Source organism: Mesorhizobium sp. 8 (genome assembly GCF_006351905.1).
GTDB classification, from domain to species: domain Bacteria; phylum Pseudomonadota; class Alphaproteobacteria; order Rhizobiales; family Rhizobiaceae; genus Mesorhizobium; species Mesorhizobium composti.
The window spans coordinates 263562-287265 of sequence record NZ_CP040914.1; the positions used below are offsets into that span (position 1 = coordinate 263562).

21 protein-coding genes are annotated in these 23704 nt (G+C 65.2%); 16 read left to right on the forward strand and 5 right to left on the reverse strand.

Annotated features, from left to right (window positions below):
* The first annotated feature begins 180 nt into the window (after nucleotides 1–180).
* From rpsM to FGU64_RS01455, 13 genes are all read left to right on the forward strand, one after another.
* Entirely contained in the window at nucleotides 181–549 is a 369-nt protein-coding gene (gene rpsM / locus FGU64_RS01395; RefSeq protein ID WP_136355345.1) for a 30S ribosomal protein S13, read from the forward strand.
* A gap of 141 nt (nucleotides 550–690) precedes the next feature.
* A complete protein-coding gene (gene rpsK, locus FGU64_RS01400; RefSeq protein WP_136355348.1) occupies nucleotides 691–1080 on the forward strand; it encodes a 30S ribosomal protein S11 in 390 nt (129 codons plus the stop codon).
* 105 nt (nucleotides 1081–1185) lie between these two features.
* Nucleotides 1186–2196 carry a DNA-directed RNA polymerase subunit alpha gene (locus FGU64_RS01405; RefSeq protein ID WP_136355351.1) on the forward strand — a complete coding sequence of 337 codons (1011 nt, stop codon included), beginning with the start codon at nucleotides 1186–1188 and terminating at the stop codon, nucleotides 2194–2196.
* Nucleotides 2197–2358: 162 nt separating this feature from the next.
* On the forward strand, nucleotides 2359–2784 hold the full coding sequence (gene rplQ, locus FGU64_RS01410) for a 50S ribosomal protein L17 (RefSeq protein WP_139950583.1): 426 nt from the start codon (nucleotides 2359–2361) through the stop codon (nucleotides 2782–2784).
* A 192-nt stretch (nucleotides 2785–2976) separates the two neighbouring features.
* Nucleotides 2977–4431, forward strand: a complete 1455-nt coding sequence (phoA, locus tag FGU64_RS01415; protein ID WP_139950584.1) for an alkaline phosphatase — start codon at nucleotides 2977–2979, stop codon at nucleotides 4429–4431.
* Between the two features lie 131 nt (nucleotides 4432–4562).
* Nucleotides 4563–6050: a DegQ family serine endoprotease gene (locus FGU64_RS01420; protein ID WP_139950585.1), complete on the forward strand. Its 1488-nt coding sequence runs from the start codon at nucleotides 4563–4565 to the stop codon at nucleotides 6048–6050.
* Between the two features lie 66 nt (nucleotides 6051–6116).
* Entirely contained in the window at nucleotides 6117–7427 is a 1311-nt protein-coding gene (locus tag FGU64_RS01425; RefSeq protein WP_139950586.1) for a replication-associated recombination protein A, read from the forward strand.
* Nucleotides 7428–7622: 195 nt separating this feature from the next.
* The gene (locus FGU64_RS01430) at nucleotides 7623–8915 is read left to right on the forward strand and encodes an NCS2 family permease (protein ID WP_136355361.1); all 1293 of its coding nucleotides are present in this window, start codon (nucleotides 7623–7625) and stop codon (nucleotides 8913–8915) included.
* Between the two features lie 55 nt (nucleotides 8916–8970).
* Entirely contained in the window at nucleotides 8971–9348 is a 378-nt protein-coding gene (gene crcB, locus FGU64_RS01435) for a fluoride efflux transporter CrcB (RefSeq protein ID WP_139950587.1), read from the forward strand.
* A 41-nt stretch (nucleotides 9349–9389) separates the two neighbouring features.
* Complete coding sequence (locus FGU64_RS01440) at nucleotides 9390–10376, forward strand: RluA family pseudouridine synthase (protein WP_139950588.1); 987 nt, start codon at nucleotides 9390–9392, stop codon at nucleotides 10374–10376.
* Between the two features lie 53 nt (nucleotides 10377–10429).
* Nucleotides 10430–11302, forward strand: a complete 873-nt coding sequence (locus FGU64_RS01445) for a DMT family transporter (protein WP_139955223.1) — start codon at nucleotides 10430–10432, stop codon at nucleotides 11300–11302.
* Complete coding sequence (locus FGU64_RS01450; protein WP_139950589.1) at nucleotides 11295–12083, forward strand: ATP12 family protein; 789 nt, start codon at nucleotides 11295–11297, stop codon at nucleotides 12081–12083. The genes FGU64_RS01445 and FGU64_RS01450 overlap by 8 nt, the downstream gene beginning before the upstream one ends.
* A gap of 177 nt (nucleotides 12084–12260) precedes the next feature.
* Nucleotides 12261–14153 carry an MFS transporter gene (locus FGU64_RS01455; RefSeq protein WP_139950590.1) on the forward strand — a complete coding sequence of 631 codons (1893 nt, stop codon included), beginning with the start codon at nucleotides 12261–12263 and terminating at the stop codon, nucleotides 14151–14153.
* Nucleotides 14154–14223: 70 nt separating this feature from the next.
* On the opposite strand, the gene FGU64_RS01460 is transcribed toward FGU64_RS01455, so the two are convergent.
* Entirely contained in the window at nucleotides 14224–15387 is a 1164-nt protein-coding gene (locus tag FGU64_RS01460) for an acyl-CoA dehydrogenase family protein (protein WP_136355370.1), read from the reverse strand.
* A 156-nt stretch (nucleotides 15388–15543) separates the two neighbouring features.
* On the opposite strand from FGU64_RS01460, the gene FGU64_RS01465 reads away from it, so the two are divergent.
* Nucleotides 15544–16236, forward strand: coding sequence for a helix-turn-helix domain-containing protein (locus FGU64_RS01465; RefSeq protein WP_139950591.1), 693 nt, complete (start codon nucleotides 15544–15546; stop codon nucleotides 16234–16236).
* 78 nt (nucleotides 16237–16314) lie between these two features.
* Here the strand turns inward: FGU64_RS01465 and glnA are convergent, their stop codons facing one another.
* The 4 genes from glnA to FGU64_RS01485 all read right to left on the reverse strand — a co-directional run bounded on the left by glnA (nucleotide 16315) and on the right by FGU64_RS01485 (nucleotide 18952).
* Nucleotides 16315–17724 carry a type I glutamate--ammonia ligase gene (gene glnA, locus FGU64_RS01470; protein WP_139950592.1) on the reverse strand — a complete coding sequence of 470 codons (1410 nt, stop codon included), beginning with the start codon at nucleotides 17722–17724 and terminating at the stop codon, nucleotides 16315–16317.
* 47 nt (nucleotides 17725–17771) lie between these two features.
* Nucleotides 17772–18110, reverse strand: a complete 339-nt coding sequence (locus tag FGU64_RS01475) for a P-II family nitrogen regulator (RefSeq protein ID WP_136355376.1) — start codon at nucleotides 18108–18110, stop codon at nucleotides 17772–17774.
* 183 nt (nucleotides 18111–18293) lie between these two features.
* Nucleotides 18294–18707, reverse strand: coding sequence for a type II toxin-antitoxin system VapC family toxin (locus FGU64_RS01480; RefSeq protein WP_139950593.1), 414 nt, complete (start codon nucleotides 18705–18707; stop codon nucleotides 18294–18296).
* Nucleotides 18704–18952 carry a type II toxin-antitoxin system VapB family antitoxin gene (locus FGU64_RS01485; RefSeq protein WP_139950594.1) on the reverse strand — a complete coding sequence of 83 codons (249 nt, stop codon included), beginning with the start codon at nucleotides 18950–18952 and terminating at the stop codon, nucleotides 18704–18706. The genes FGU64_RS01480 and FGU64_RS01485 overlap by 4 nt, the downstream gene beginning before the upstream one ends.
* 116 nt (nucleotides 18953–19068) lie before the next feature.
* Here FGU64_RS01485 and FGU64_RS01490 point away from each other — a divergent pair, with 116 nt between their 5' ends.
* Complete coding sequence (locus tag FGU64_RS01490) at nucleotides 19069–20595, forward strand: NAD(P)H-hydrate dehydratase (protein WP_139950595.1); 1527 nt, start codon at nucleotides 19069–19071, stop codon at nucleotides 20593–20595.
* Nucleotides 20596–20724: 129 nt separating this feature from the next.
* Nucleotides 20725–23631: a valine--tRNA ligase gene (locus FGU64_RS01495; RefSeq protein WP_139950596.1), complete on the forward strand. Its 2907-nt coding sequence runs from the start codon at nucleotides 20725–20727 to the stop codon at nucleotides 23629–23631.
* Nucleotides 23632–23704 lie beyond the last annotated feature (73 nt).

A 23704-nucleotide genomic window follows, 5' to 3' on the forward strand; every position in this document is an offset into this window, starting at 1 on the left:
TGACGGGGAGGCCGCTGTGGCGTATGGCGGCCCGTCTCCCGATCAGGCACGAGGCTTGCTTGTCCGCACGGACGAGGCAAGACGGCTTTGAACTGGAACTCCCGCAAGGGCCGGGCTCCACCGGACGCGGGACATCTTGGATAGCGCCAGCTTTGCTGGCCCATATGGAGAAGAGAGAAAATGGCCCGTATAGCCGGCGTCAACATCCCGACCAACAAGCGCGTCGTCATCGCGCTCCAGTACATCCACGGCATCGGCAAGAAGTTTGCCCAGGAGATCGTCGACAAGGTCGGCATCCCCGCCGAGCGCCGCGTCAACCAGCTCACCGACGCCGAGGTGCTCGCCATCCGCGAGACCATCGACCGCGACTACCAGGTCGAAGGTGACCTGCGCCGCGAAGTCTCGATGAACATCAAGCGGCTGATGGATCTGGGCAGCTATCGCGGCCTGCGTCACCGCCGCTCGCTGCCGGTCCGCGGCCAGCGCACGCACACCAACGCCCGCACCCGCAAGGGTCCGGCGAAGGCGATCGCGGGCAAGAAGAAGTAATTTAGGGGAGTAGGGCATTAAGGCACTAGGGCAGTAAGTTCGCGTTCAAGCATACTGCCCTATTGCCCTACCCACCTACTGCCCTCCCAAGGTGTAGCCGCTGGCATTACGGCGGCGTAGAGATCGACTGAAAGGAAAGACATGGCCAAGGAAGCCACCCGCGTTCGCCGCCGCGAACGCAAGAACATTTCGTCGGGCGTCGCCCACGTCAATTCGACCTTCAACAACACCATGATCACCATTTCCGATGCGCAGGGCAATGCGATTGCCTGGTCGTCGGCGGGTGCGCAGGGGTTCAAGGGTTCGCGCAAGTCGACCCCGTTCGCCGCCCAGATGGCTGCCGAGGACGTCGCCAAGAAGGCGCAGGAGCATGGCATGCGCACCCTTGAGGTCGAGGTCTGTGGTCCGGGCTCGGGTCGTGAATCGGCGCTGCGCGCACTGCAGGCGGCCGGCTTCATGATCACCTCGATCCGCGACGTGACGCCGATCCCGCACAATGGCTGCCGTCCGCGCAAGAAGCGGCGCGTCTAACAAGAATAAAGGTCCGTATCGGCGCCCGCGAATAACGGGCGCCTTTGCGGTTTCCAGGTCGCCTGCCACGATTGGATGGTGGCGGGGAAACGGAAGGAAGGCAACATGATCCAGAAAAACTGGCAGGACCTGATCAAGCCGAACAAGATCGAGTTCTCCTCCAAGAACAAGACGCTGACCACGCTGGTCGCCGAACCGCTCGAGCGCGGCTTCGGCCTGACGCTCGGCAACGCGTTGCGGCGCGTGCTTCTGTCGTCGCTGCGCGGCGCCGCCGTCACCGCCGTCCAGATCGACGGCGTGCTGCACGAGTTCTCCTCCATCGCCGGCGTGCGTGAGGACGTCACGGACATCGTCCTCAACATCAAGGAAATCGCCATCAAGATGGAAGGCGACGGCCCCAAGCGCATGGTCGTGCGCAAGCAGGGTCCGGGCGCCGTCACCGCCGGCGACATCCAGACCGTGGGCGACGTCGAGATCCTCAACCCCGACCACGTCATCTGCACGCTGGACGAGGGCGCGGAAATCCGCATGGAGTTCACCGTCGACACCGGCAAGGGCTACGTGCCGGCCGAGCGCAACCGCGCGGAGGACGCGCCGATCGGCCTGATCCCGGTCGACTCGCTCTACTCGCCGGTCAAGAAGGTGTCCTACAAGGTCGAGAACACTCGCCATGGCGAGGAACTCGACAAGGACAAGCTGACCATGTCGATCGAGACCGACGGTTCGATCTCGGGCGAGGACGCGGTGGCTTTCGCTGCCCGCATCCTGCAGGATCAGCTTGGCCTGTTCGTCAACTTCGAGGAGCCGCACAAGGAAGTCGCCACCGAGGCCGTCACCGAGCTCGCCTTCAACCCGGCGCTGCTCAAGAAGGTGGACGAGCTGGAGCTGTCGGTCCGTTCGGCCAACTGCCTGAAGAACGACAACATCGTCTACATCGGCGATCTGATCCAGAAGACCGAGGCGGAGATGCTGCGCACCCCGAACTTCGGCCGCAAGTCGCTGAACGAGATCAAGGAAGTGCTCGCGGCAATGGGCCTGCACCTCGGCATGGAAGTGCCGGACTGGCCGCCGGAGAACATCGAAGATCTCGCCAAGCGTTACGAAGACCAGTACTGAACAGAAGCATTTCCAGCAAAAGTGCAACGCGGTTTTGCGTCCGGAAATGCGGCATAGAAGTAAATAGAACATGGTGCCAAGGACCGGTTCGCCGGTCCGACGGCCATGTGGAAAACCATCAGAGGCCGTGGCCTCTTGAACAATTGAAGAAGGAAAAGACCCATGCGCCACGGTTTCCAGGGCCGCCGCTTCTCCCGCAGCCAGAGCCATCGCAAGGCGATGTTCGCCAACCTCGCCGTCTCGCTCATCGAGCATGAGCAGATCGTCACCACCCTGCCGAAGGCGAAGGACCTGCGTCCCATCGTCGAGAAGCTGGTGACGCTCGGCAAGCGTGGCGACCTGCACGCCCGCCGCCAGGTGATCGCCCAGATCGGCAACGAGGGCGTCGTCAAGCGCCTGTTCGACACCATCGCGCCGCGTTATGCGGAGCGTCACGGCGGCTACCTGCGCATCATGAAGGCCGGCTTCCGCCAGGGCGACAACGCCCCGATGGCCGTCATCGAGTTCGTCGACCGCGACACGTCCGCCAAGGGCGCCGCCGACCGCGCCCGCCTTGAGGCGGAAGGCACGGAGGAAGCCGCAGCCTGACAGGCGCGGTCTTTCGCAGAACGAATTTAGGGGCCTTCGGGCCCCTTTTTCGTTGCGCCCCCTTTTCGTTGCGCCGATGCCGGCTGTGCATCGTCATAGCCCTTTAATCGCATCGTCATCGCACGGTCATGCGTTTGGAACAGAAGGGGAGAGCAAAGAGCGATCCCCAACCCGTTCGAAGGACGATTCGAGATGACCAGATATTCACGCCATTCCCTGCTGGCCACCGTTGCTGCCGCGACCTTACTCGCTTCCGGCGCCGGCCAGGCGCAGGATGCCGCCAACGCCTACCTCCAGCGCGCCGCCAAGGGCGACATCACCCAGCCCGGCGGCGCCCGCCGGCTCAACGGCGACGCCACCGCTGCCTTGCAGGCCATGATCAACGACGGCGAGGTGAAGAACGTCATCCTGTTCATCGGCGACGGTATGGGTGATTCCGAGATCACCGTGGCGCGCAACTATGCCGAAGGTGCCGGGGGCTTCTTCAAGGGCATCGACGCCCTGCCGATCACCGGCCAGTACACCCACTATGCGCTCGACAAGGAAACCGCCAAGCCGAGCTACGTCACCGATTCGGCCGCTTCCGGCACCGCTTGGGCAACCGGCGTGAAGACCTACAACGGCGCCGTCGGCGTCGATGTCCAAGGCAAGCCGCACAGGACGCTGATCGAGCTTGCCAAGGCGGCGGGGCTCGCCACCGGCGACGTCTCCACCGCCGAAATCCAGGACGCCACGCCGGCCGTGCTGCTCGCCCATGTCGCGCAGCGCAAGTGCTACGGGCCGAAGGCCACCGCGGAAAAATGCCCGGCCGACGCGTTGGAGAATGGCGGCCTCGGCTCCATCTCCGAACAACTCCTGAATACCCGCGCCGACGTCGTGCTGGGTGGCGGCGCCAAGAGCTTCGGCGAGGTCGCCAGGGCCGGCGACTGGAAGGACAAGACGCTGCTCGACCAAGCCAGGGAGCGCGGTTTTGCCGTCGTGACGAACGCGGACGAACTGGCCGCCGTCACGGTGGCCGATCAGGACAAGCCGGTGCTCGGCCTGTTTTCGGAAGGCAACATGCCGGTGCGCTGGAAGGGGCCGAAGGCCGCCCACTACGGCAACATCGACCAGCCGGCCATAACCTGCGAGCCCAACGCCGAGCGCGCCGCCTCGGTGCCGACGCTGGCGGCGATGACCGACAAGGCGATCGAACTCCTGAAGACCAACGACAAGGGCTTCTTCCTGCAGGTCGAGGGCGCCTCCATCGACAAGCAGGACCACGCGGCCAACCCCTGCGGCCAGATCGGCGAGACGGTCGATCTCGACGAGGCCGTGCAGGTCGGCCTCGACTTCGCCAAAGCCGACGGCAAGACGCTGATCATCGTCACGGCCGACCACGCCCATGCCAGCCAGATCATCCCGAACGGGGTGAAGGCGCCCGGCCTCACCCAGGCGCTCAACACCAGGGACGGCACGGTGATGACGGTGACCTACGGGAACTCCGAAGAAGCGGACGACCAGGAACACACCGGCGCGCAGCTCCGCGTCGCCGCCTTTGGTCCGCATGCCCCCAACTTCGCCGGCCTGACCGACCAGACGGACATGTTCTACACCATCTCCGATGCGCTGAAGCTCCAGCCCGAGCAGCGCGCCGACGCGCAGTAAGCCGGTTGCCAAAGGCGTCGGCCGATCCGGCCGGCGCTTCCTTTGCAGGGCCGCACAGAGATTGCTCTGTGCGGCCTTTCATTTTGCACAATCGTCGCGACAATGGCGCCCGACCGTTGGAGGATTCGTTCATGCGCGCCAGAAGGCCGATGCTCTATCTCGCCTGTGCCCTGATGGCGGCTTTTGCCGCGCTGACGGTCGGCCGCGCGGTGGCTGAGGACAAGAACAACGAACCCGGCCTGACCGAGGTGCTGACCGACCTGCTGCACGGCGCCGAAGGCGACGATGCCACCGCCGGCCCCGACCGCCGCGTGCCCTTCGGGCGCGAGGAGATGCAGCTTTCCTTCGCCCCGCTGGTCAAGCAGACCGCGCCGGCGGTGGTCAACGTCTATGCCTCGCAGACAGCCAAGGTCGTTTCGCCCTTCGAAGGCGACCCGTTCTTCGAGCAGTTCTTCGGCCGTTCGCAGCCGCGCGCCCAGTCGTCGCTGGGCTCCGGCGTGCTGGTCGACCCGAGCGGCATCATCGTTACCAATTTCCATGTCATCAAGGGCGCCGACGAGGTCAAGGTCGCGACTTCCGATGGCCGCGAATTCACCTCCAAGATTCTCCTGAAGGACGAGACGCTCGACCTCGCCGTGCTCAAGATCGAATCGGACAAGCCGTTCCCGACGGTGCCCATCGGCGATTCCGACGCGCTGCAGGTCGGCGATCTGGTGCTGGCCATCGGCAATCCCTTCGGTGTCGGCCAGACGACGACCAGCGGCATCGTCTCGGCGCTGGCACGCACCCATATCGGCATTTCCGATTCCGGCTTCTTCATCCAGACCGACGCAGCCATCAATCCCGGCAATTCCGGCGGCGCGCTCATCAACATGGCCGGCCAGCTGATCGGCATCAACACCGCCATTTACAGCCGCAGCGGCGGTTCCATCGGCATCGGTTTCGCCATTCCTTCCAACATGGTGCATGCCTTCGTGGAGGCGGCGAAAGCCGGCCGCGATTTCTTCGAGCGGCCCTATATCGGCGCCACCTTCGACCTCGTGACGCCGCAGATCGCCGAATCGCTCGGCATGGACAAGCCCTATGGCGCGCTGGTTTCGGCGGTCGAGCCGAACGGTCCCTCGCAGAAAGCGGGCCTGAAGCCGGGCGATGTCGTGCTGACCTTCAACGGCACCGCGCTGGAGAACGTCGACGCGCTTGGCTACCGGCTGGCGACGCAGCCGATCGGCGCCACCGCGCAACTGGGCATCCTCACCAAGGGCGAGCAGAAGACGGTCGACATTGTGCTGGAGCGCGCGCCCGAGGGGGCGGCCTCCACGCAGGTGGTGCTGCGCGGCCGCAGTCCCTTCGCCGGCGCCAAGGTGGCGCTCCTGTCGCCCAGGCTTGCCCAGCGCCTCGGCATGAACGCCGATTTGAAGGGCGTCACCGTCGTCGATGTCGATCCCAATTCGCCCGCCGCCGATTTCGGCTTCCAGCCGGGCGACATCGTGCGCGAGGTCAACGGCGCGACCATCGACAGCGCCCAGAAGCTGGAACAGGCCGTCGCGCAGAACACCCGCTGGTGGCGCTTCACCGTCGAACGCAACGGCCAGCTCCTGCGTCAGGTGCTGCGCTACTGATCGGCCTGTGGGCTCTCTAGGCCGGCGCTGGTTCTCGGCGCCGGCCACGCCTATATTCGCGCCATCATGGCCGACCTTTTCAACACCGACGAACCCAAGGCGCCGCCGCCCGGTCAACCGCTTGCCGATCGCATGCGGCCGAAGACGCTTGCCGAGGTGGTCGGCCAGGAGCACCTTACCGGACCGGACGGCGCGCTGACGCGCCTGATCGCTTCCGGCTCGCTCGGCTCGATGATCTTCTGGGGGCCGCCCGGCACCGGCAAGACGACCGTGGCGCGGCTCTTGGCCGGCGAGACGAAGCTAGCCTTCGAGCAGATCTCGGCGATCTTCACCGGCGTCGCCGACCTGAAGAAGGTGTTCGAGGCGGCCCGTCTGCGCCGCGCCAACGGTCGCCAGACCTTGCTGTTCGTCGACGAGATCCATCGCTTCAACCGCGCCCAGCAGGACAGTTTCCTGCCCGTCATGGAAGACGGCACCGTCATTCTGGTGGGCGCCACGACCGAGAATCCGTCGTTCGAGCTGAATGCCGCGCTTCTGTCGCGGGCGCGGGTGCTGGTCTTCCATTCGCTTGGCGAGGACAGCATCGAGAAGCTTTTGGCCCGCGCCGAGGCCATGCAGGGCAGCGCGCTGCCGCTGGACGCCGAGGCGAGGGCGGTGCTTGCGCGCATGGCCGACGGCGACGGCCGCGCCTCGCTCACGCTGGCGGAAGAAGTGTGGCGCGCCGCCAAGCCCGGCGAGGTGTTCGACGCCGAGGGCCTCCAACGCATCGTCCAGCGCCGCGCGCCGATCTACGACAAGGGGCAGGACGGCCACTACAACCTGATCTCGGCGCTGCATAAATCCGTGCGCGGCTCCGATCCGGATGCCGCGCTCTACTATCTTTGCCGCATGTTCGACGCCGGCGAGGATCCGCTCTACCTCGGCCGCCGGCTGGTGCGCATGGCGGTGGAGGATATCGGCCTGGCCGACCCGCAGGCGCTGGTCGTCGCCAACGCGGCCAAGGACGCCTACGACTATCTCGGCTCGCCGGAAGGCGAGCTGGCCTTCGCGCAGGCCTGCGTTTATCTGGCGACCGCGCCGAAGTCGAACGCGGTCTACACCGCTTTCAAGGCGGCGACCCGCGCGGCCAAGGAACACGGTTCGCTACTGCCGCCCAAGCACATCCTCAACGCGCCGACCAAGCTGATGAAGGAAGAGGACTACGGCTCGGGCTATCGCTACGACCACGACGAGCCGGACGCCTTCTCGGGCCAGGACTATTTCCCCGAGAAGATGGGCCGCCGGACCTTCTACGATCCGCCCGAGCGCGGCTTCGAGCGCGATATCCGCAAGCGCCTCGACTACTGGTCGAAGCTGCGCCGCGAGCGGCAGGACTGACACCGGTCCGCTTCGCCAGACTGCCCGAAAACTTGAAACAGCTTCAAACCGGGTTGCCCGAGTAGCCCCTTGCGCTCGGCATGCCACCCGGGCGACAGACTACAGGTCGGGAGAACAGCCGGATATCGCGTGGCCAGAGGGCAGGGCGTTACGGCTGTCGGGGATAGGCAGCCATTGTGGCGACCGGGAGGAACAATGCTCGATAAGTTTTTCAGATTGTCGGAAAATGGCACCACCGTGCGCACCGAACTGGTGGCCGGCCTGACCACTTTCCTGACCATGTCCTACATCATCTTCGTCAACCCGGACATCCTGTCCTCGACGGGCATGGACCGCAACGCCGTCTTCGTTGCCACCTGCGTGGCCGCGGCCATCGGCTCGGCCGTCATGGGCATGGTCGCCAACTGGCCGATCGGCATGGCGCCGGGCATGGGACTGAACGCCTTCTTCGCCTTCACCGTCGTCGCCGCCATGGGCTTTTCCTGGCAGCAGGCGCTGGGCGCCGTGTTCATCTCGGGCGTGATCTTCCTGCTGCTCACCGTTACCGGTGCGCGCGCCTGGCTGATCCGCGGTATTCCGAAATCGCTGCGTAGCGCCATTGCCGTCGGCATCGGCCTGTTCCTGGCGATCATCGCGCTGAAGACCTCGGGCATCGTCGTCGCCAACCCGGCGACGCTGGTCGGCCTCGGCGACCTCGGCAATACCGGTACGCTGCTTGCCATCTTCGGCTTCTTCGTCATCGCCGGCCTCGACGCGCTGAAGGTGAAGGGCGCGATATTGATCGGCATCCTCGTCGTCACGCTGGCCTCGATGGCGCTCGGTGTCAGCGAGTTCCACGGCATCGTTTCGGCGCCGCCGAGCCTGGCGCCGACCTTCCTGCAACTCGACATCATGGGCGCGCTGCATGCCGGCTTCCTGCACGTCATCCTGGTCTTCGTGCTGGTCGAGGTGTTCGACGCCACCGGCACGCTGATCGGCGTCTCCAAGCGCGCCGGCCTGATCGAGGAGGGCAAGAAGAGCAACCTCGGCCGCGCCTTGCTGGCCGATTCAACGGCCATCACCGTCGGCTCGCTGCTCGGCACCTCCAGCACCACGGCCTATGTCGAGAGCGCCTCGGGGGTCCAGGCCGGCGGCCGCACGGGCCTCACGGCGCTGACCATCGCGGTGCTGTTCCTGGCGGCGCTGTTCATCTCGCCGCTGGCGGGCTCCGTGCCGGGCTACGCCACGGCCCCGGCGCTGCTCTACGTCGCCGGCCTGATGCTGCACGAACTGGTGGAGATCGACTGGACCGACGTCACCGAGGCGACGCCGGCGGCACTGACGGCCATCATCATGCCGTTCACCTACTCCATCGCCAACGGCCTGGCCTTCGGCTTCATCAGCTACGTCATCCTCAAGGCGGCTACCGGCAAGTGGCGCGTCATCCATGCCGCGACCTGGATCGTGGCTGCGCTGTTCGTCGTCCGCTACGCCATGCTGTCGGAATAGCCACGGCAGCGATCCATAGCTTCCCTATGCATGGCCGATGTTCTAGACATCGGCCATGCTGAATCTCGGGCTGGTGATCGTCGGCGGCGGAATAGGGGCTGGTATCCGCCACCTCCTCAACATGGGCGCCATGCGCCTTCTCGGCTCCGGCTATCCCTGGGGCACGATGATCATCAACATCACCGGTTCCTTCGCTATGGGCGCCTTCATCGAATTGCTGGCGCGGCGCTTCGGCGCTTCCAACGAACTGCGCCTGTTCGTCGCCACCGGCATCCTCGGTGGCTACACCACCTTCTCCTCCTTCTCGCTCGATTTCGCCGCGCTGTGGGAACGCGGCGCGCTCGGCCCGGCGCTGGCTTATGTGCTGGTTTCCGTCGTCGGCGGCATCCTTGCCCTGTTCGCCGCCTTCTGGCTCGTCAGAAATCTCGTCTGAAGCCCTTGCCGCCGCTGAAAAGGCACGGCAGATAGCCGGTCATGGCTGGCGTCGAACAAATTACCGTTGAAGCAGGCGAAGCGGGCATGCGTCTCGACCGCTGGTTCAAGGCCCACTACCCGGGCCTCGGCTTCGGCCATCTGCAGAAATTGCTGCGCTCGGGACAGGTGCGCGTCGACGGCGGCCGCGCCAAGACCGACACGCGGGTCGAGCCGGGGCAAGTGGTGCGCATTCCGCCGCTGGACGTCGACAAAAAGGGCGACGCCAACCTCACCGGCCATTCGATCCGCAACCAGGACGATGCCGACGTGCTGGCCAAGATGCTGCTGCACGAGGACGACAAGGTGTTCGTCTTCAACAAGCCGGCGGGACTTGCCGTGCAGGGCGGCTCGGGCGTGACGCGCAACGTCGACGACATGCTGGAAGCCTGGCGCAACAAGAAGGGCGAGAAGCCGCGCCTCGTCCACCGCCTCGACCGCGATACGTCGGGCGTGCTGGTGGTGGCACGCACGCGCCTTGCCGCCATGAAGCTGTCGGAAGCCTTCCGCGCCCGCGAGACCAAGAAGACCTACTGGGCGCTGGTCAAGGGCGTGCCACCGAAGCGCGAGGACAAGATCTCGACCTGGCTGGTCAAGGAGCAGACGCCCGACGGCGACCGCATGCGCGTCGCCAAACATGGCGAGAAGGGCGCCGACCACGCCGTTTCCTTCTATCGTGTCGTTGAGCAGGCGGCACGCTCGCTGACCTGGTTGGAGATGGAGCCCTATACCGGCCGCACCCACCAGCTGCGCGTCCATGCCGCCTATATCGGCTGCCCGATCATCGGCGATCCGAAATATTTCGAGGCCGACACCAACTGGGAATTTCCCGGCGGCATCCAGAACCGGCTGCACCTGCACGCGCGCCGCATCCGCATTCCGCATCCGGGGCAGGGCGTGCTCGACGTCACGGCGCCCATGCCGCCGCATATGCGCCAGAGCTGGAACCTGATCGGTTTCGACGAGCAGAGCGCGGAGGAGGGGACGTGACCGCGCCTGCGCTGACGCGCTACGACGCCATCGATGCCACCGCGGCCGCGCTGATGGTCGGCATCACCTTTTCCTGGGGGCTGAACTACGTCGCCGCCAAGATTTCCTACGCAGGCTTCGACCCGGTCTTCGTTTCCATCATGCGTTCGCTGCTCGGCGGCCTGTGCGTGGTCGCTTGGTGCCGCTGGCGCGGCATCGCGCTTCTGAGCCACGACGGTACGCTTGCGGCCGGCATCGGCGTCGGCCTGCTGTTCGGCGTCGAGTTCCTGTTCCTCTATATCGGCCTGGAGCACACGACGGTGGCGCGCAACACGCTGCTGGTGAACGCCATGCCGTTCTGGATGCTGCTCGGCGGCCATTTCCTGCTCGGCGAACGCATGACGACGCGCAAGGTGTTCGGCCTTGTGCTGGCCTTTGCCGGGCTGATCGTGGTGTTTGCCGACAAGCTCGGCGCCTACGAGCAAAGCATGCTCACCGGCGACCTGCTCAGTCTCGGCGCCGGCGTCGCGTGGGCCGCGACGAACATCCTCATCAAGCGCTCCAACCTCACCACCGTGCCGGCGGAGAAGCTTCTGCTCTACCAACTGGCGGGTGCGGCGGTGGTCGGCCTTCTGGTCCTGCCGTTCTCAGGGCCGCCGGTGCGTGCCTTCGCGCTGGTGCCGGCGCTGGCGCTGCTGTTCCAGGCCGTCTTCATCGTCGCCTTCACCTATGTGCTGTGGTTCTGGATGCTCGGCCGCTATCCGGCCTCGGGCCTGTCGAGCTTCGCCTTCCTGACGCCGGTCTTCGGCGTTCTGTGCGGCGCGCTGTTCCTGGGCGAGCCGCTTTCGGCCGGTATTTTCGCGGCGCTTGTGCTGATCGTTGCCGGATTGGTCATTGTCAACAAGCCTGCGCGACGCCAGATACCGGGTGAGGTGCCCGATGCGTGATATTTTGAGCGATCTTGAAGCCGGCAAGCTGCTGTCCGATCCCGATCCGGTTCGCCGTGCCCAGATCCAGATGCGGACGCCGCTGCCCAAGCGGTTCTACAAGGCCGTCTCGGTGGAGCCGGACGGCGACGCCTTTGGCGTGCGGCTCGACGGCAAGCCGGTGCGCACGCCCGGCAAGGCGCTGCTGGCGCTGCCGAACGCGACGGCTGCCGCTCTGGTGGCTGGCGAGTTCGAGGCGCAGGAAAAGGTCATCGATCCGGTGACCATGCCAACGCTCAGGCTGGTCAACACGGCCATCGACGGTGTCGCCGCCGATCCGCAGGCGGTGCTGGAAGACATATTGCGGTTCGCCTCGTCCGATCTGCTGTGCTACCGCGCGGACAGCCCACAAGGGCTGGTCGATCGCCAGAACGAGCATTGGGACCCGGTGCTGGACTGGGCGCGCAGCGAACTCGGTGCGCGCTTCAACCTCGCCGAAGGCGTCATCCATGTCGAGCAGCCGCGCGGCACGATCGCTGTGCTCGGCGCGCATCTCGCCCGCCGTGCCGATCCGCTCAGGCTTGCGGCGCTGCACGTCATGACGTCGCTGACCGGTTCGGCGCTGCTGGCGCTGGCGGTCGAGGCCGGCGGACTCGACACCGAAGCGGCGTGGCTCGCCGCCCATGTCGACGAGGACTGGCAGATCGACCAGTGGGGGCAGGACGCCGAGGCCCTGTCGCGCCGCGCCCAGCGCAAGCGTGACATGCTGGCGGCGGCGGGCCTGCTTGCCGCGCTGGATTGATTTGACGGCTTTTCGCCATCCCCTTGAAAATTAGACCAAAGCCGTAATCCCAAAGGCTCTCTGCCGTCGGTCGCGACTTTCTGCCAGTTTGCGCCTGCGTCCGCTGCCCGTCCGCATCCCGAGGAGGAGGTGCGGGCTTGCCGGCGCAGCATCGCAACGCTTGATGGGAGAACAGTCATGACAGTGGCATCGACCACCGCCGGCAGAGCCAGCCGCGGCATGACGCGGGAGGAAAAGAAGGTCATCTTCGCCTCGTCGCTCGGCACGGTCTTCGAATGGTACGATTTCTATCTCTACGGATCGCTCGCCGCCTTCATCGGCTCGACCTTCTTCTCCTCCGCCATTCCCGAGGCGACGCGCAACATCTTCGCGCTGCTGGCCTTCGCGGCGGGCTTCCTGGTGCGCCCATTCGGCGCGCTGGTGTTCGGCCGCGTCGGCGACCTCGTCGGCCGCAAGTATACTTTCCTCGTCACCATGACGATCATGGGCCTGTCGACCTTCCTGGTCGGCGTGCTGCCCGGCTATGCAAGCTGGGGTATGGCGGCACCCATCATCCTGATCCTGCTGCGCATGCTTCAAGGCCTGGCGCTGGGCGGCGAATATGGCGGTGCGGCGACCTACGTGGCCGAGCACGCGCCCGACGACCGCCGCGGCTACTACACGTCCTGGATCCAGACAACGGCGACGCTTGGCCTGTTCCTGTCGCTGATCGTCATCCTTGTCGTGCAGTCTTCGCTGAGCAAGGAGACCTACACCGAGTGGGGCTGGCGCATTCCCTTCATCGTCTCCTTCGTACTCCTGGCCGTCTCCGTGTGGATCCGCCTGCAATTGTCCGAATCGCCGACCTTCCAGCGCATGAAGGACGAGGGCAAGACCTCGAAAGCGCCGCTCAAGGAAGCTTTCGGCCAGTGGAAGAACGCCAGGATCGCGCTGCTGGCGCTGCTCGGCCTCACCGCCGGCCAGGCCGTGGTGTGGTACAACGGCCAGTTCTACGCGCTGTTCTTCCTCACCAATGTGCTCAAGGTCGACGCCTGGTCGGTCAACATCATGATCGCCATCGCGCTCGCCATTGGCTCGATCTTCTTCGTCGTCTTCGGCTGGCTGTCGGACCGTATCGGCCGCAAGCCGATCATCATGGCCGGCTTCGTTCTGGCGATCCTGACCACGTTCCCGCTGTTCAAGGCGCTGACCTGGGCCGCCAACCCGACGCTGGCGGCCGCCCAGCAGAACGTGCGGGCGACCGTTACGGCGGCCCCCGGCGACTGCAAGTTCCAGTTCAACCCGGTCGGCACGGCGAAGTTCACCACCTCCTGCGACATCGCCACCTCCTTCCTGACGAAGAACTCGGTTCCCTATGACGTGGTGACGACGGCGGCCCCCGGCACGGCCGCTACAGTCACCATCGGCAGCGAGACGGTCGAATCCTACGACGCGGTGGCTGCCGGCGCCGACGCCAAGGCGAAGGATGCCGTGTTCGCCAAGGGCATCAACATCGCCCTGCAGGACGGCGGCTATCCGTTGAAGCGGGCTGCGGCCATGATTGCCGACCAGAAGCTCGACGCCTTCGTCGCCGCCAATCCGGAACTGAAGCTCGACGCCGCCGCCATCCGCGCCGGCGAGAAAAAGACGGTGCCGGCAGCCCAGGCGATCGCCGACAAGATCGTTACCGCCGAGGAGGCGGCAGGGGCGACCGAGATCACCGCCTATTCGATCCCGAATGGCGGCGCCTTCTCGATGTTCGCCGATCCTGCCAGGATCAACTGGCCGCTGACCATCGCGATCCTGTTCGTGCTGGTGCTCTACGTCACCATGGTCTACGGGCCGATCGCCGCCATGCTGGTGGAGATGTTCCCGACCCGCATCCGCTACACCGGCATGTCGCTGCCCTACCACATCGGCAACGGCTGGTTCGGCGGCCTGCTGCCGGCGACGGTGTTCGCGCTCAGCGCCTACAAGGGCGATATCTACTACGGCCTCTGGTATCCGGTGGCGATCGCGGCCATGTCGCTCGTCATCGGCACGATCTTCGTGCGCGACACGCTGGGCACGAATCTGGACGAGAAAGAGTAGCGGCTTCAAGCCCAGTCTTCTCCAAAAGCAAAAACCCGGCGGGAAACCGCCGGGTTTTTCGTCGCCCGTATCAATAGATGCCGGCGGTGGGCAGGCCGAGCGCCGTAGCACCGGCAAACCGGGACTGTGGGCCTGGTTGAAGGGGATGGTACCGGGCCCCCTGGATGTCCCGGAATCGACGCTCCAGTCCGTTCGACCGATAAAACCCCGCACCGCCTGCGACCTCCATGGCAAGCGTCACCGCGGCGATCGCATTTTCGGCCACCAGGTTGCGGCCGATCATCACCTCGTTGACGGTGTCCGCGGACGGCGCGTTCCTGTCTATGACATCGAGCATCCAGCGATGGGCCAGTTGCGCGGCGCGCAGCGCCGTTTCCATCCGCCCCGCGAGCGCGACGGTGTCCGAGTTCGGCTGCTTGCGCCTAGCCAGGTCCAGGGCGATGTCGCGCGCGGATTCCGCCACTCCAAGATACACCGAATAGATCAGCGGAATTGCGATCGTCGCGATCACCTGGAACAGCGGATGCCATTCCCCGGCTTTGCGGGACAAGGCGACGGCGCTGTCAGGGACGAAGAGGCCCTCGATAATGACGTCGTTGGAGCCGGTTCCGCGCATGCCCAGCGTGCGCCAGTTGTCGAGCACTTTCACCTCCGCCGCCTTCATGGAAACCGGGAAATGGATGATCGTCTCCGGCGGGCTGTCTCCATCGGGTTTGATGAGGGCGGTGGTCATCAGCATGTCGCCGATCGGCGATCCGGACGTGAAGACCTTCCGGGCGGTGATGCGATAGCCGCCTTCCACCCTGGCGGCCCAGCCAGCACCCCCGACCCAGTCCGACCCGCCGCTGGAGAGCAGGATAATGCCGTCGCTGGCGACGCGCTTCAGCAACGGCTCGACGGCCGTTACCTTCTGGTGGCGCCAGCGCCATGCGGGGATCGCGACCTGGTGGGTGTGCATCGCGAAGGCGAGGGCGGTGGAGCCGCAGTGGCGCGCGATCTCCTGCAGCATCGCCGAGAGTTGACGGATGTCGGCGTCGCCGCCGCCGAGCGCGGCCGGCACGCCGGCCCTGGCAAGACCCGCCTGTTTCAGAGCGGCGTAGTTGACGGCGACGAACTCGTCGTTCGCATCTGCGGCTTCTGCTCTCGCGGCGATTTCTGGAACCAGCAACCGCACCTTTTCGACTGGCGTCGCCTGCGCATCTTCCACTTCTCTTGTGATTGTCTGGGTGGACATTGAAACCTCCTTCACGACATCGATGGCGAAGGATGCCGTTCAGGCGTTGGCCGCTCCAGTCCACGGACTGTACCGCAAATGGCGCAGGCAGGGGTTTCTTGGCAGGTAGAGCGCATGCGGCTATAATTGGAAAGGCCAACGACCGAGCATCCGACGATGGGCGATCAAGGCAGTTACGGCCAGTTTTGTCCCGTCTCCATGGCTGCGGAGATTCTCTGCACGCGCTGGACAGCCCTTGTTGTGCGCGAACTCCTGTGCGGCAGCACACGCTTCAACGATCTACGGCGCGGCGTGCCGCGCATGTCGCCGTCGCTTTTGTCCAAGCGTCTGAAAGATCTGGAAAAAGCTGGCGTCATCGTCACGGCGCCCGGCAGCTCGGGTTCGACGGAGTACCGTTTGTCGGCCGCCGGCGAGGAGCTGGGTCCGATCATCCTCGGCATGGGTTTCTGGGGGCAGAGATGGATAGAGTCTCAACTGTCGCTCCAGAATCTCGATCCCTCGTTGTTGATGTGGGACATCCGCCGCAAGCTCGATCCCCAGCCGCTACCGGCCAGAAAATGCACGATACAGTTTCAGTATCCGGAATTGCGGGACGCCCAGCGAAATTGGTGGATGGTCATCGAGAACGGTGAGGTCGACCTGTGCAGTTCCGATCCGGGCTACGAGGTCAACCTGCTCGTGCGAAGTTCGCTACGCACGATGACGGCCATCTGGATGGGGTTTGCTGCCATTCCGCGCGAACTCGAGGCTGGGCGGCTGGAACTGGAAGGCGAGCGCCCGATCGCCAACGCGATCCAGAGGTGGCTGTCCCTGAGCACCTTTGCACCGGAGCCGCGCCAGGTTTCCTGACACAGGACCCGCAAAGCAAAACCCCGGCGCTGGCGCCGGGGTTCTGGTGGTCGAGACAATCTGCCTGAACGGCCGATCTCACACCGAATAGTACATATCGTACTCGACCGGATGCGGCGTCATTTCGAAACGCATCACCTCGATCATCTTCAGCTCGATGTAGGAATCGATCTGGTCGTCGTCGAAGACGCCGCCGGCCTTGAGGAAGCCGCGGTCCTTGTCGAGGCTCTGAAGCGCTTCGCGCAGGCTGCCGCACACGGTCGGAATCCGCTTCAGTTCCTTCGGCGGCAGGTCGTAGAGGTCCTTGTCCATCGGCTGGCCGGGATGGATCTTGTTCTTGATGCCGTCGATGCCGGCCATCAGAAGGGCCGCGAAGGCAAGATACGGGTTCGCGCCCGGATCGGGGAAGCGGACCTCCAGGCGCTTGGCCTTCGGCGAGTTGCCGAACGGAATGCGGCAGGAGGCCGAGCGGTTGCGTGCCGAATAGGCGAGCAGGACAGGGGCCTCGTAGCCCGGCACCAGCCGCTTGTAGGAGTTGGTCAGCGGGTTGGTGAAGGCGTTGATCGCCTTGGCGTGCTTGATGACGCCGCCGATGAAGAACAGGCAGCTTTCCGACAGGCCGGCATACTCGTTGCCGGCGAAGGTCGGCTTGCCGCCCTTCCAGATCGACATGTTGACGTGCATGCCCGAGCCGTTGTCGCCGAAGACCGGCTTCGGCATGAAGGTGGCCGTCTTGCCGTAGGCGTTGGCGACTTGGTGCACGACGTATTTGTACATCAGGATCTTGTCGGCGTTGCGCACCAGCGTGTCGAACTTGATGCCGAGCTCGTGCTGGCCGGCGGCGACCTCATGGTGATGCTTTTCCACCCTGACACCCATTTCGGTGAGCACGGTCAGCATCTCGGAGCGCATGTCCTGGCAGTTGTCGATCGGCGGCACCGGGAAATAGCCGCCCTTCATGCGCGGCCGGTGGCCGAGGTTGCCGGTCTCGTAGTCGGTGTCGTCGTTCGACGGCAGGTCGGCGCCGTCGAGCTTGAAGCCGGTGTTATAGGGGTCGGCCTTGAACTTGACGTCGTCGAAGACGAAGAACTCGGCTTCCGGGCCGACATAGATGGTGTCGCCGATGCCTTCGGCCTTCAGGTAGGCCTCTGCCTTCTTGGCGGTGCCGCGCGGATCGCGGTTGTAGGCTTCGCCGGAGATCGGATCGAGGATGTCGCACAGGATGACCATGGTCGACTGTGCGAAGAAGGGGTCCATGTGCACCGTCTCGGGATCGGGCATCAGCACCATGTCGGACTCGTTGATGGCCTTCCAGCCGGCGACGGACGAGCCGTCGAACATGACGCCGTCGGCGAACATGTCCTCCTCGACCTCGGCGACGTCCATCGTCAGATGCTGCAGCTTGCCCTTGGGGTCGGTGAAGCGAAGGTCGACGAATTTCACGTCGTTGTCCTTGATCTGCTTCATGATGTCGGATGCGGTCGTCATAGGCTGTTTTCCTGTGGCTTTGACTGTCTGTTGGGAATGGCTGCGCGTCAGATCGCGTCCGGTCCGGTCTCGCCGGTGCGGATGCGAACGACTTCCTCGATGTTGGAGACGAAGATCTTGCCGTCGCCGATACGCCCGGTCTGGGCGGCCTTGCGGATCGCCTCGATGGCGGCGTCCACGGCGTCGTCGCCGAGCACGACCTCGATCTTCACCTTGGGCAGGAAGTCGACGACGTATTCGGCGCCGCGATAAAGCTCGGTGTGGCCCTTCTGGCGGCCGAAGCCTTTCGCCTCGGTCACCGTGATGCCTTGCAGGCCGGCTTCCTGAAGCGCCTCCTTCACCTCGTCGAGCTTGAACGGTTTGATGATCGCTTCGATCTTCTTCATCGCAACATGGCCTCCAAATGCAATTCGAGAGGGCTGCGGCCCGCTCGCACAATTGGAAAGCAGGAAGCGTGCCAGTTCGAAAAACGCGCGTTTATGGGCAGCCCTGCGGTCAGGTCCGGAAGGTGTTTCGATGTGCTGCTTATTTTTTGTGCAACGTGCCTGTCGTAGCGGCTTCGCAGGCCGCTAAAAATTCCACGGCGAAATCAGGTCGAGGCCGGTGTCGCGGAAATCGGCAAGATTGCGCGTTGCAAGCCTGCCGCCGTTTACCCTGGCGATGGCGGCGATCATGCCGTCGGGCGCGCTCATCGTGTTGCTGCGGCGAACGGCCTGACCCATGATATCGCCATAGGCCAGCGCCGCTTCCTCGGTCAGCCCGAAAATCCGGTCGGAAAAGCGGCGGCGCCAGTCCGCAAGTCCTTGTTCCAGCCGTATCGCGCGCTCGTCGGGACGGATCTTGGCGATGCCGAAAGCGATCTCCGCGATGGTGACAGTCGGCAGCGCGAGTTCGGCGTCGTGGCGTACCAGCCATGCGATCACCGGTTCGGCCGGTGCCTTGCGCAGCGTCTCCGACACGACATTGGTGTCGAGGAAGATCAAAGGTCCGGGCCTTTGTGGGGGCGCCGTTCCTCGCGGATGACCGCGACGAGATCGATATCGGTTCCGTACGTGTTCGATAGCCGCGCATAGAAGCTTGACGCCGGCTCGCGCCCGGCTTCACGTACTTCGTAGGCTTCCAGCGCCCGCTCGACCACATCGGCGATGGAGCGTTTCTCGCGGCGGGCGAGACGATGAGCAAGATCGCGTGCTCTGGCACTGCGGACGGAAAGTTGAGGCTCGGCCATGGGAATATCCTTGCTCGACGCTAATGTAGTCGAGTTCCATTTTGCCATCAAGATGGCGGCTGCCATCTTGATGGCTGATGATGTGTCAGAGGCAGGCACGATTGGCATCGATCAGTATGCGCACCATTGAGCTGCTAACACCCGCCGAAATGGCCGAGGTCGATCGCCGGGCCATCGCCGCCGGGCCGTTCGATGGCATCGGCCTGATGCGCAACGCCGGACAGGCGGTGGCGTCGCTGGTGCTGGCGCGCTGGCCCGGCGCGCCGCGCGTGCATGTGCTCGCCGGACCGGGCAACAATGGCGGCGACGGCTATGTCGTGGCTCGTGTGCTGCATGAGAGCGGTGTCGCGGTTTCGCTGTGGACATCGGGCAGGGCACATGCCGGCGGCGATGCCGCGCTTGCGGCGGCCGAATGCCCGCTGCCGGTGCATGACCTCGCCGCTTTCGATGCGGAGCCGTGCGATCTGGTCGTCGACGCGCTCTACGGTGGCGGTCTGTCGAAACCGCTCGCCGGCGCGGATGCGCAGGCTATCGACAAGGTGGCGGCGCTCGGCCTCGCCGTCGTCGCGATGGACCTGCCGTCCGGCGTGTCGGGCGACAGCGGCAAGGTGCCGGGCCGCGCCTTCAAGGCGAACCTGACCGTCACTTTCGTGCGGAAAAAACCCGGCCATCTGCTTTTGCCTGGCCGCGAACTCTGCGGCGAGGTGGTGGTGGCCGATATCGCCATCGCCGATGCTGTCGTCGCTTCCGTCGGCGCCAGCACCTTCGCCAACGAACCGGAATTGTGGCGCGCCGCGCTGCCGGTGCCGGCGATCGACACGCACAAATACAGGCGCGGCCACGTCGGCGTTTTTTCCGGGGGACCGGCATCGACCGGCGCGGCTCGGCTGTCGGCGCTCGCTGCCGCGCGTGCCGGGGCCGGCGCGGTGACGGTGCTGTCGCCGGGCAGCGCCATGCAGGTCAATGCCGCGCATCTCACCGCGATCATGCTGCGCCGGACGGACGACGCTTCCGACCTCGACGCTTTCCTGGCCGACCGCCGTCCCACCGCCTTTGTGCTGGGACCCGGCTTCGGCGTCGGCGAGAAACTGCGCGACTTCGCCTTGGCCGTGATGGCAAGCGGCGAGGGTGAGGGGCCATCCGGCGTGGAAGGCCTTGTGCTGGATGCCGACGGCATCACCGCCTTCCGCGACGACCCTGTGCCGCTTTTCCAAGCTGCCGGCGCCGGCAACGCTCCCGCGCTGGTGCTGACACCGCACGAGGGCGAGTTCGCCCGGCTGTTTGCGGACTTGGCAGGGGACGAAACGCTTTCGAAGCTGGACAAGGCGCGCAAGGCGGCGAGCCGCGCGCACGGTGTGATCGTCTACAAGGGACCTGACACGGTGATCGCCGCTCCCGACGGCCGCGCCGCGATCAACGCCAACGGCGCTCCATGGCTGGCGACGGCGGGCTCCGGCGACGTGCTGGGCGGCATCGTTGCAGGACTGATGGCTCAGGGCATGCCGGCCTTCGAGGCTGCCTGCGCGGCGGTCTGGATGCATGCCGAGGCGGGCGCCCGCTTCGGGCCGGGCCTCATCGCCGAGGACTTGCCGCAGGCGGTGATGCCGGTGCTGCGCGAATTGCTCGGCGATCACGCAAGGTAGAGCATTCGCCGGCCGGAGACCCCATCTAAGGCGGAGGACGGCCGTTGCGGTTGACTTGGCACCGGCCTTCCGATTTACACCGACCCAACACCATCCTACGGGAAAATCCCGACAATTCGGACGCCTCCCATGCTTGAGAAAACCTATGACGCTAGAAGCGTCGAGCCGAAGATCGCGAAGGCCTGGGAAGAGGCGGACGCCTTCCGCGCTGGCGCCGGGGCGGAGGAGGGCGCCGAAGCCTTCACCATCGTCATCCCGCCGCCCAATGTCACCGGCTCGCTGCATATGGGCCATGCGCTGAACAACACGCTGCAGGACATTCTCGTCCGCTTCGAGCGCATGCGCGGCAAGAACGTGCTGTGGCAGCCGGGCATGGACCATGCCGGCATCGCCACGCAGATGGTGGTCGAGCGCAAGCTGATGGAACGACAGATCCATCGCCGCGACCTGACCCGCGAAGAGTTCATCGAGAAGGTGTGGGAGTGGAAGGCCGAGTCCGGCGGCGCCATCTTCAATCAGCTGAAGCGGCTGGGAGCCTCGGCCGACTGGTCGCGCGAGCGCTTCACCATGGACGAGGGTCTGTCGAAGGCCGTTCTGGAAGTCTTCGTCACCCTTTACAAGGAAGGGCTGATCTATCGCGGCAAGCGGCTGGTCAACTGGGACCCCAAGTTCGAGACGGCCATTTCCGACCTCGAAGTGGAGAACCGCGAAGTCGACGGCCATATGTGGCACTTCAAGTACCCGCTGGCCGGCGGCGAGACCTATACCTATGTCGAGAAGGATGCCGACGGCACGATCACCTTCCAGGAGGAGCGCGACTACATTTCCATCGCTACGACCCGGCCGGAAACGATGCTGGGCGACGGCGCGGTGGCGGTGCATCCGTCCGACGAGCGCTATGCGCCCATCGTCGGCAAGCTGTGCGAAATCCCGGTTGGCCCGAAGGAGCACCGACGGCTGATCCCCATCATCACCGACGAATATCCCGAGCCGGATTTCGGCTCGGGCGCGGTCAAGATCACCGGCGCGCACGACTTCAACGACTATCAGGTCGCCCGCCGCAACAGGATCCCGCTCTACCGGCTGATGAACGGCGTCGCCGCCATGCGCGACGACGGCGAGCCTTACGCCGTCTGCGCCGCGCAGGCCGCCGAGATCGTGCGGTCCGGTGAACTGCCGGACGAAGCGGATGTCGACGCAATCAACCTCGTGCCCGACGAGTATCGCGGCCTCGACCGCTATGAGGCGCGCAAGCGCATCGTCGACGCCATCAACGCCGACGGCCTGGCGGTGACGGTCACGGATGCCGAAGGCAATGCCGTGCCTTATGTCGAGAACAAGAAGATCATGCAGCCCTTCGGCGACCGCTCCGGCGTCGTCATCGAGCCGATGCTGACCGACCAGTGGTTCGCCGATGCCGAGACGCTGGCCAGGCCGGCGATCGCTTCGGTGCGCGAGGGCCGCACGAACTTCGTGCCCAAGAATTGGGAAAAGACCTATTTCGACTGGATGGAGAACATCGAGCCGTGGTGCATTTCGCGCCAGCTCTGGTGGGGCCACCAGATACCGGCCTGGTACGGGCCGGACGGCCATATCTTCGTCGAGAAGTCGGAAGAGGAGGCGCTGGACGCCGCCGTCCAGCATTATCTCGCCCATGAGGGACCGTGGAAGGCCTGGGTGGAGGAAAAACTGGAGAACTACCGGCCGGGCGATATCCTGACCCGCGACGAGGACGTCCTGGACACCTGGTTCTCTTCGGCGCTGTGGCCGTTCTCCACGCTCGGCTGGCCGGACGAAACGCCCGAGCTGGAAACCTACTATCCGACTTCGGTGCTGGTGACCGGCTTCGACATCATCTTCTTCTGGGTCGCCCGCATGATGATGATGGGGCTGCACTTCACCGACAAGGAGCCGTTCCACACCGTCTACGTGCACGCGCTGGTGCGCGACAAGAACGGCGCCAAGATGTCGAAGTCGAAGGGCAACGTCATCGACCCGCTCGACCTGATCGACGAATACGGCGCCGACGCGCTGCGCTTCACGCTGGCGGTCATGGCGGCGCAAGGCCGCGACGTGAAGCTCGACCCCGCCCGCATCGCAGGCTACCGCAACTTCGGCACCAAGCTGTGGAATGCCACGCGTTTTGCCGAGATGAACGGCGTGGCGCGCAACGATGAGGTCTGGCTGGGCGACGCCAGGCTGGCGCTGAATCGCTGGATCTTGACGGAGCTGACACGCGCGGCGAATGCCGTCACCGAGGGCATCGCCACCTACAAGTTCAACGAAGCCGCGAGCGCGGCCTACCGCTTCGTCTGGAACCAGGTCTGCGACTGGTATCTGGAATTGCTGAAGCCCGTCTTCATGGGCGACGACGAGGCGGCCAAGGCGGAGAGCCGTGCCTGCGTGGCCTTCGTGCTGGACGAGATCTACAAGCTGCTGCACCCCTTCATGCCGTTCATGACGGAGGAGCTGTGGGCCGAGACGGCGCCCGAGGGCGGCGAGCGCTCGTCGCTGCTGTGCCATGCCGCCTGGCCGGCGCCGGACTTCGAGGACGACGAGGCCGCGAGCGACATCAACTGGCTGATCGATCTCGTCTCCGGCATCCGCTCGGTGCGTTCGGAGATGAACGTGCCGGCGGCGGCGATCGCGCCGCTCGTCGTTATCGGCGCCGATGCGGCGACGCGCGAGCGCCTTGCCCGCCACGACGGCGCCATCAAGCGCCTGGCGCGCGTCGGCGACATCTCGCTGGCCGATGCGGCACCGAAAGGATCGGCCCAGCTCGTGCTCGGTGAGGCGACGGTGTGCCTGCCGCTGGGCAGCCTGATCGATCTCGAAGCCGAGGCCGCGCGTCTGCAGAAAGAGCTGGCCAAGGTGACGGAAGAAATCGCCCGCCTGCACAAGAAGCTCGGCAACGAGAAGTTCGTCGCCAACGCGCCCGAAGAGGTGGTGGCTGCCGAGCGCGAGAAGCTGGCCGAATACGGTGAGTCGCAGCTTCGCCTGAATGTCGCCCTGCAGCGTGTGCGCGGCACCGGCTGACGCTCCGGAACCGCCGGTTTGCGCGGCTTTCCGTCCTTCCGTTGCGTCAGAATTGACGTAAACGGAAAGATTT

Coding starts and splice junctions, on each gene's coding strand:
- rpsM (WP_136355345.1), top strand. CDS start 181: ATGGCCCGTATAGCCGGCGTCAACATCCCGACCAACAAGCGCGTCGTC.
- rpsK (WP_136355348.1), top strand. CDS start 691: ATGGCCAAGGAAGCCACCCGCGTTCGCCGCCGCGAACGCAAGAACATT.
- FGU64_RS01405 (WP_136355351.1), top strand. CDS start 1,186: ATGATCCAGAAAAACTGGCAGGACCTGATCAAGCCGAACAAGATCGAG.
- rplQ (WP_139950583.1), top strand. CDS start 2,359: ATGCGCCACGGTTTCCAGGGCCGCCGCTTCTCCCGCAGCCAGAGCCAT.
- phoA (WP_139950584.1), top strand. CDS start 2,977: ATGACCAGATATTCACGCCATTCCCTGCTGGCCACCGTTGCTGCCGCG.
- FGU64_RS01420 (WP_139950585.1), top strand. CDS start 4,563: ATGCGCGCCAGAAGGCCGATGCTCTATCTCGCCTGTGCCCTGATGGCG.
- FGU64_RS01425 (WP_139950586.1), top strand. CDS start 6,117: ATGGCCGACCTTTTCAACACCGACGAACCCAAGGCGCCGCCGCCCGGT.
- FGU64_RS01430 (WP_136355361.1), top strand. CDS start 7,623: ATGCTCGATAAGTTTTTCAGATTGTCGGAAAATGGCACCACCGTGCGC.
- crcB (WP_139950587.1), top strand. CDS start 8,971: ATGCTGAATCTCGGGCTGGTGATCGTCGGCGGCGGAATAGGGGCTGGT.
- FGU64_RS01440 (WP_139950588.1), top strand. CDS start 9,390: ATGGCTGGCGTCGAACAAATTACCGTTGAAGCAGGCGAAGCGGGCATG.
- FGU64_RS01445 (WP_139955223.1), top strand. CDS start 10,430: ATGGTCGGCATCACCTTTTCCTGGGGGCTGAACTACGTCGCCGCCAAG.
- FGU64_RS01450 (WP_139950589.1), top strand. CDS start 11,295: ATGCGTGATATTTTGAGCGATCTTGAAGCCGGCAAGCTGCTGTCCGAT.
- FGU64_RS01455 (WP_139950590.1), top strand. CDS start 12,261: ATGACAGTGGCATCGACCACCGCCGGCAGAGCCAGCCGCGGCATGACG.
- FGU64_RS01460 (WP_136355370.1), bottom strand. CDS start 15,387: ATGTCCACCCAGACAATCACAAGAGAAGTGGAAGATGCGCAGGCGACG.
- FGU64_RS01465 (WP_139950591.1), top strand. CDS start 15,544: ATGGGCGATCAAGGCAGTTACGGCCAGTTTTGTCCCGTCTCCATGGCT.
- glnA (WP_139950592.1), bottom strand. CDS start 17,724: ATGACGACCGCATCCGACATCATGAAGCAGATCAAGGACAACGACGTG.
- FGU64_RS01475 (WP_136355376.1), bottom strand. CDS start 18,110: ATGAAGAAGATCGAAGCGATCATCAAACCGTTCAAGCTCGACGAGGTG.
- FGU64_RS01485 (WP_139950594.1), bottom strand. CDS start 18,952: ATGGCCGAGCCTCAACTTTCCGTCCGCAGTGCCAGAGCACGCGATCTT.
- FGU64_RS01490 (WP_139950595.1), top strand. CDS start 19,069: ATGCGCACCATTGAGCTGCTAACACCCGCCGAAATGGCCGAGGTCGAT.
- FGU64_RS01495 (WP_139950596.1), top strand. CDS start 20,725: ATGCTTGAGAAAACCTATGACGCTAGAAGCGTCGAGCCGAAGATCGCG.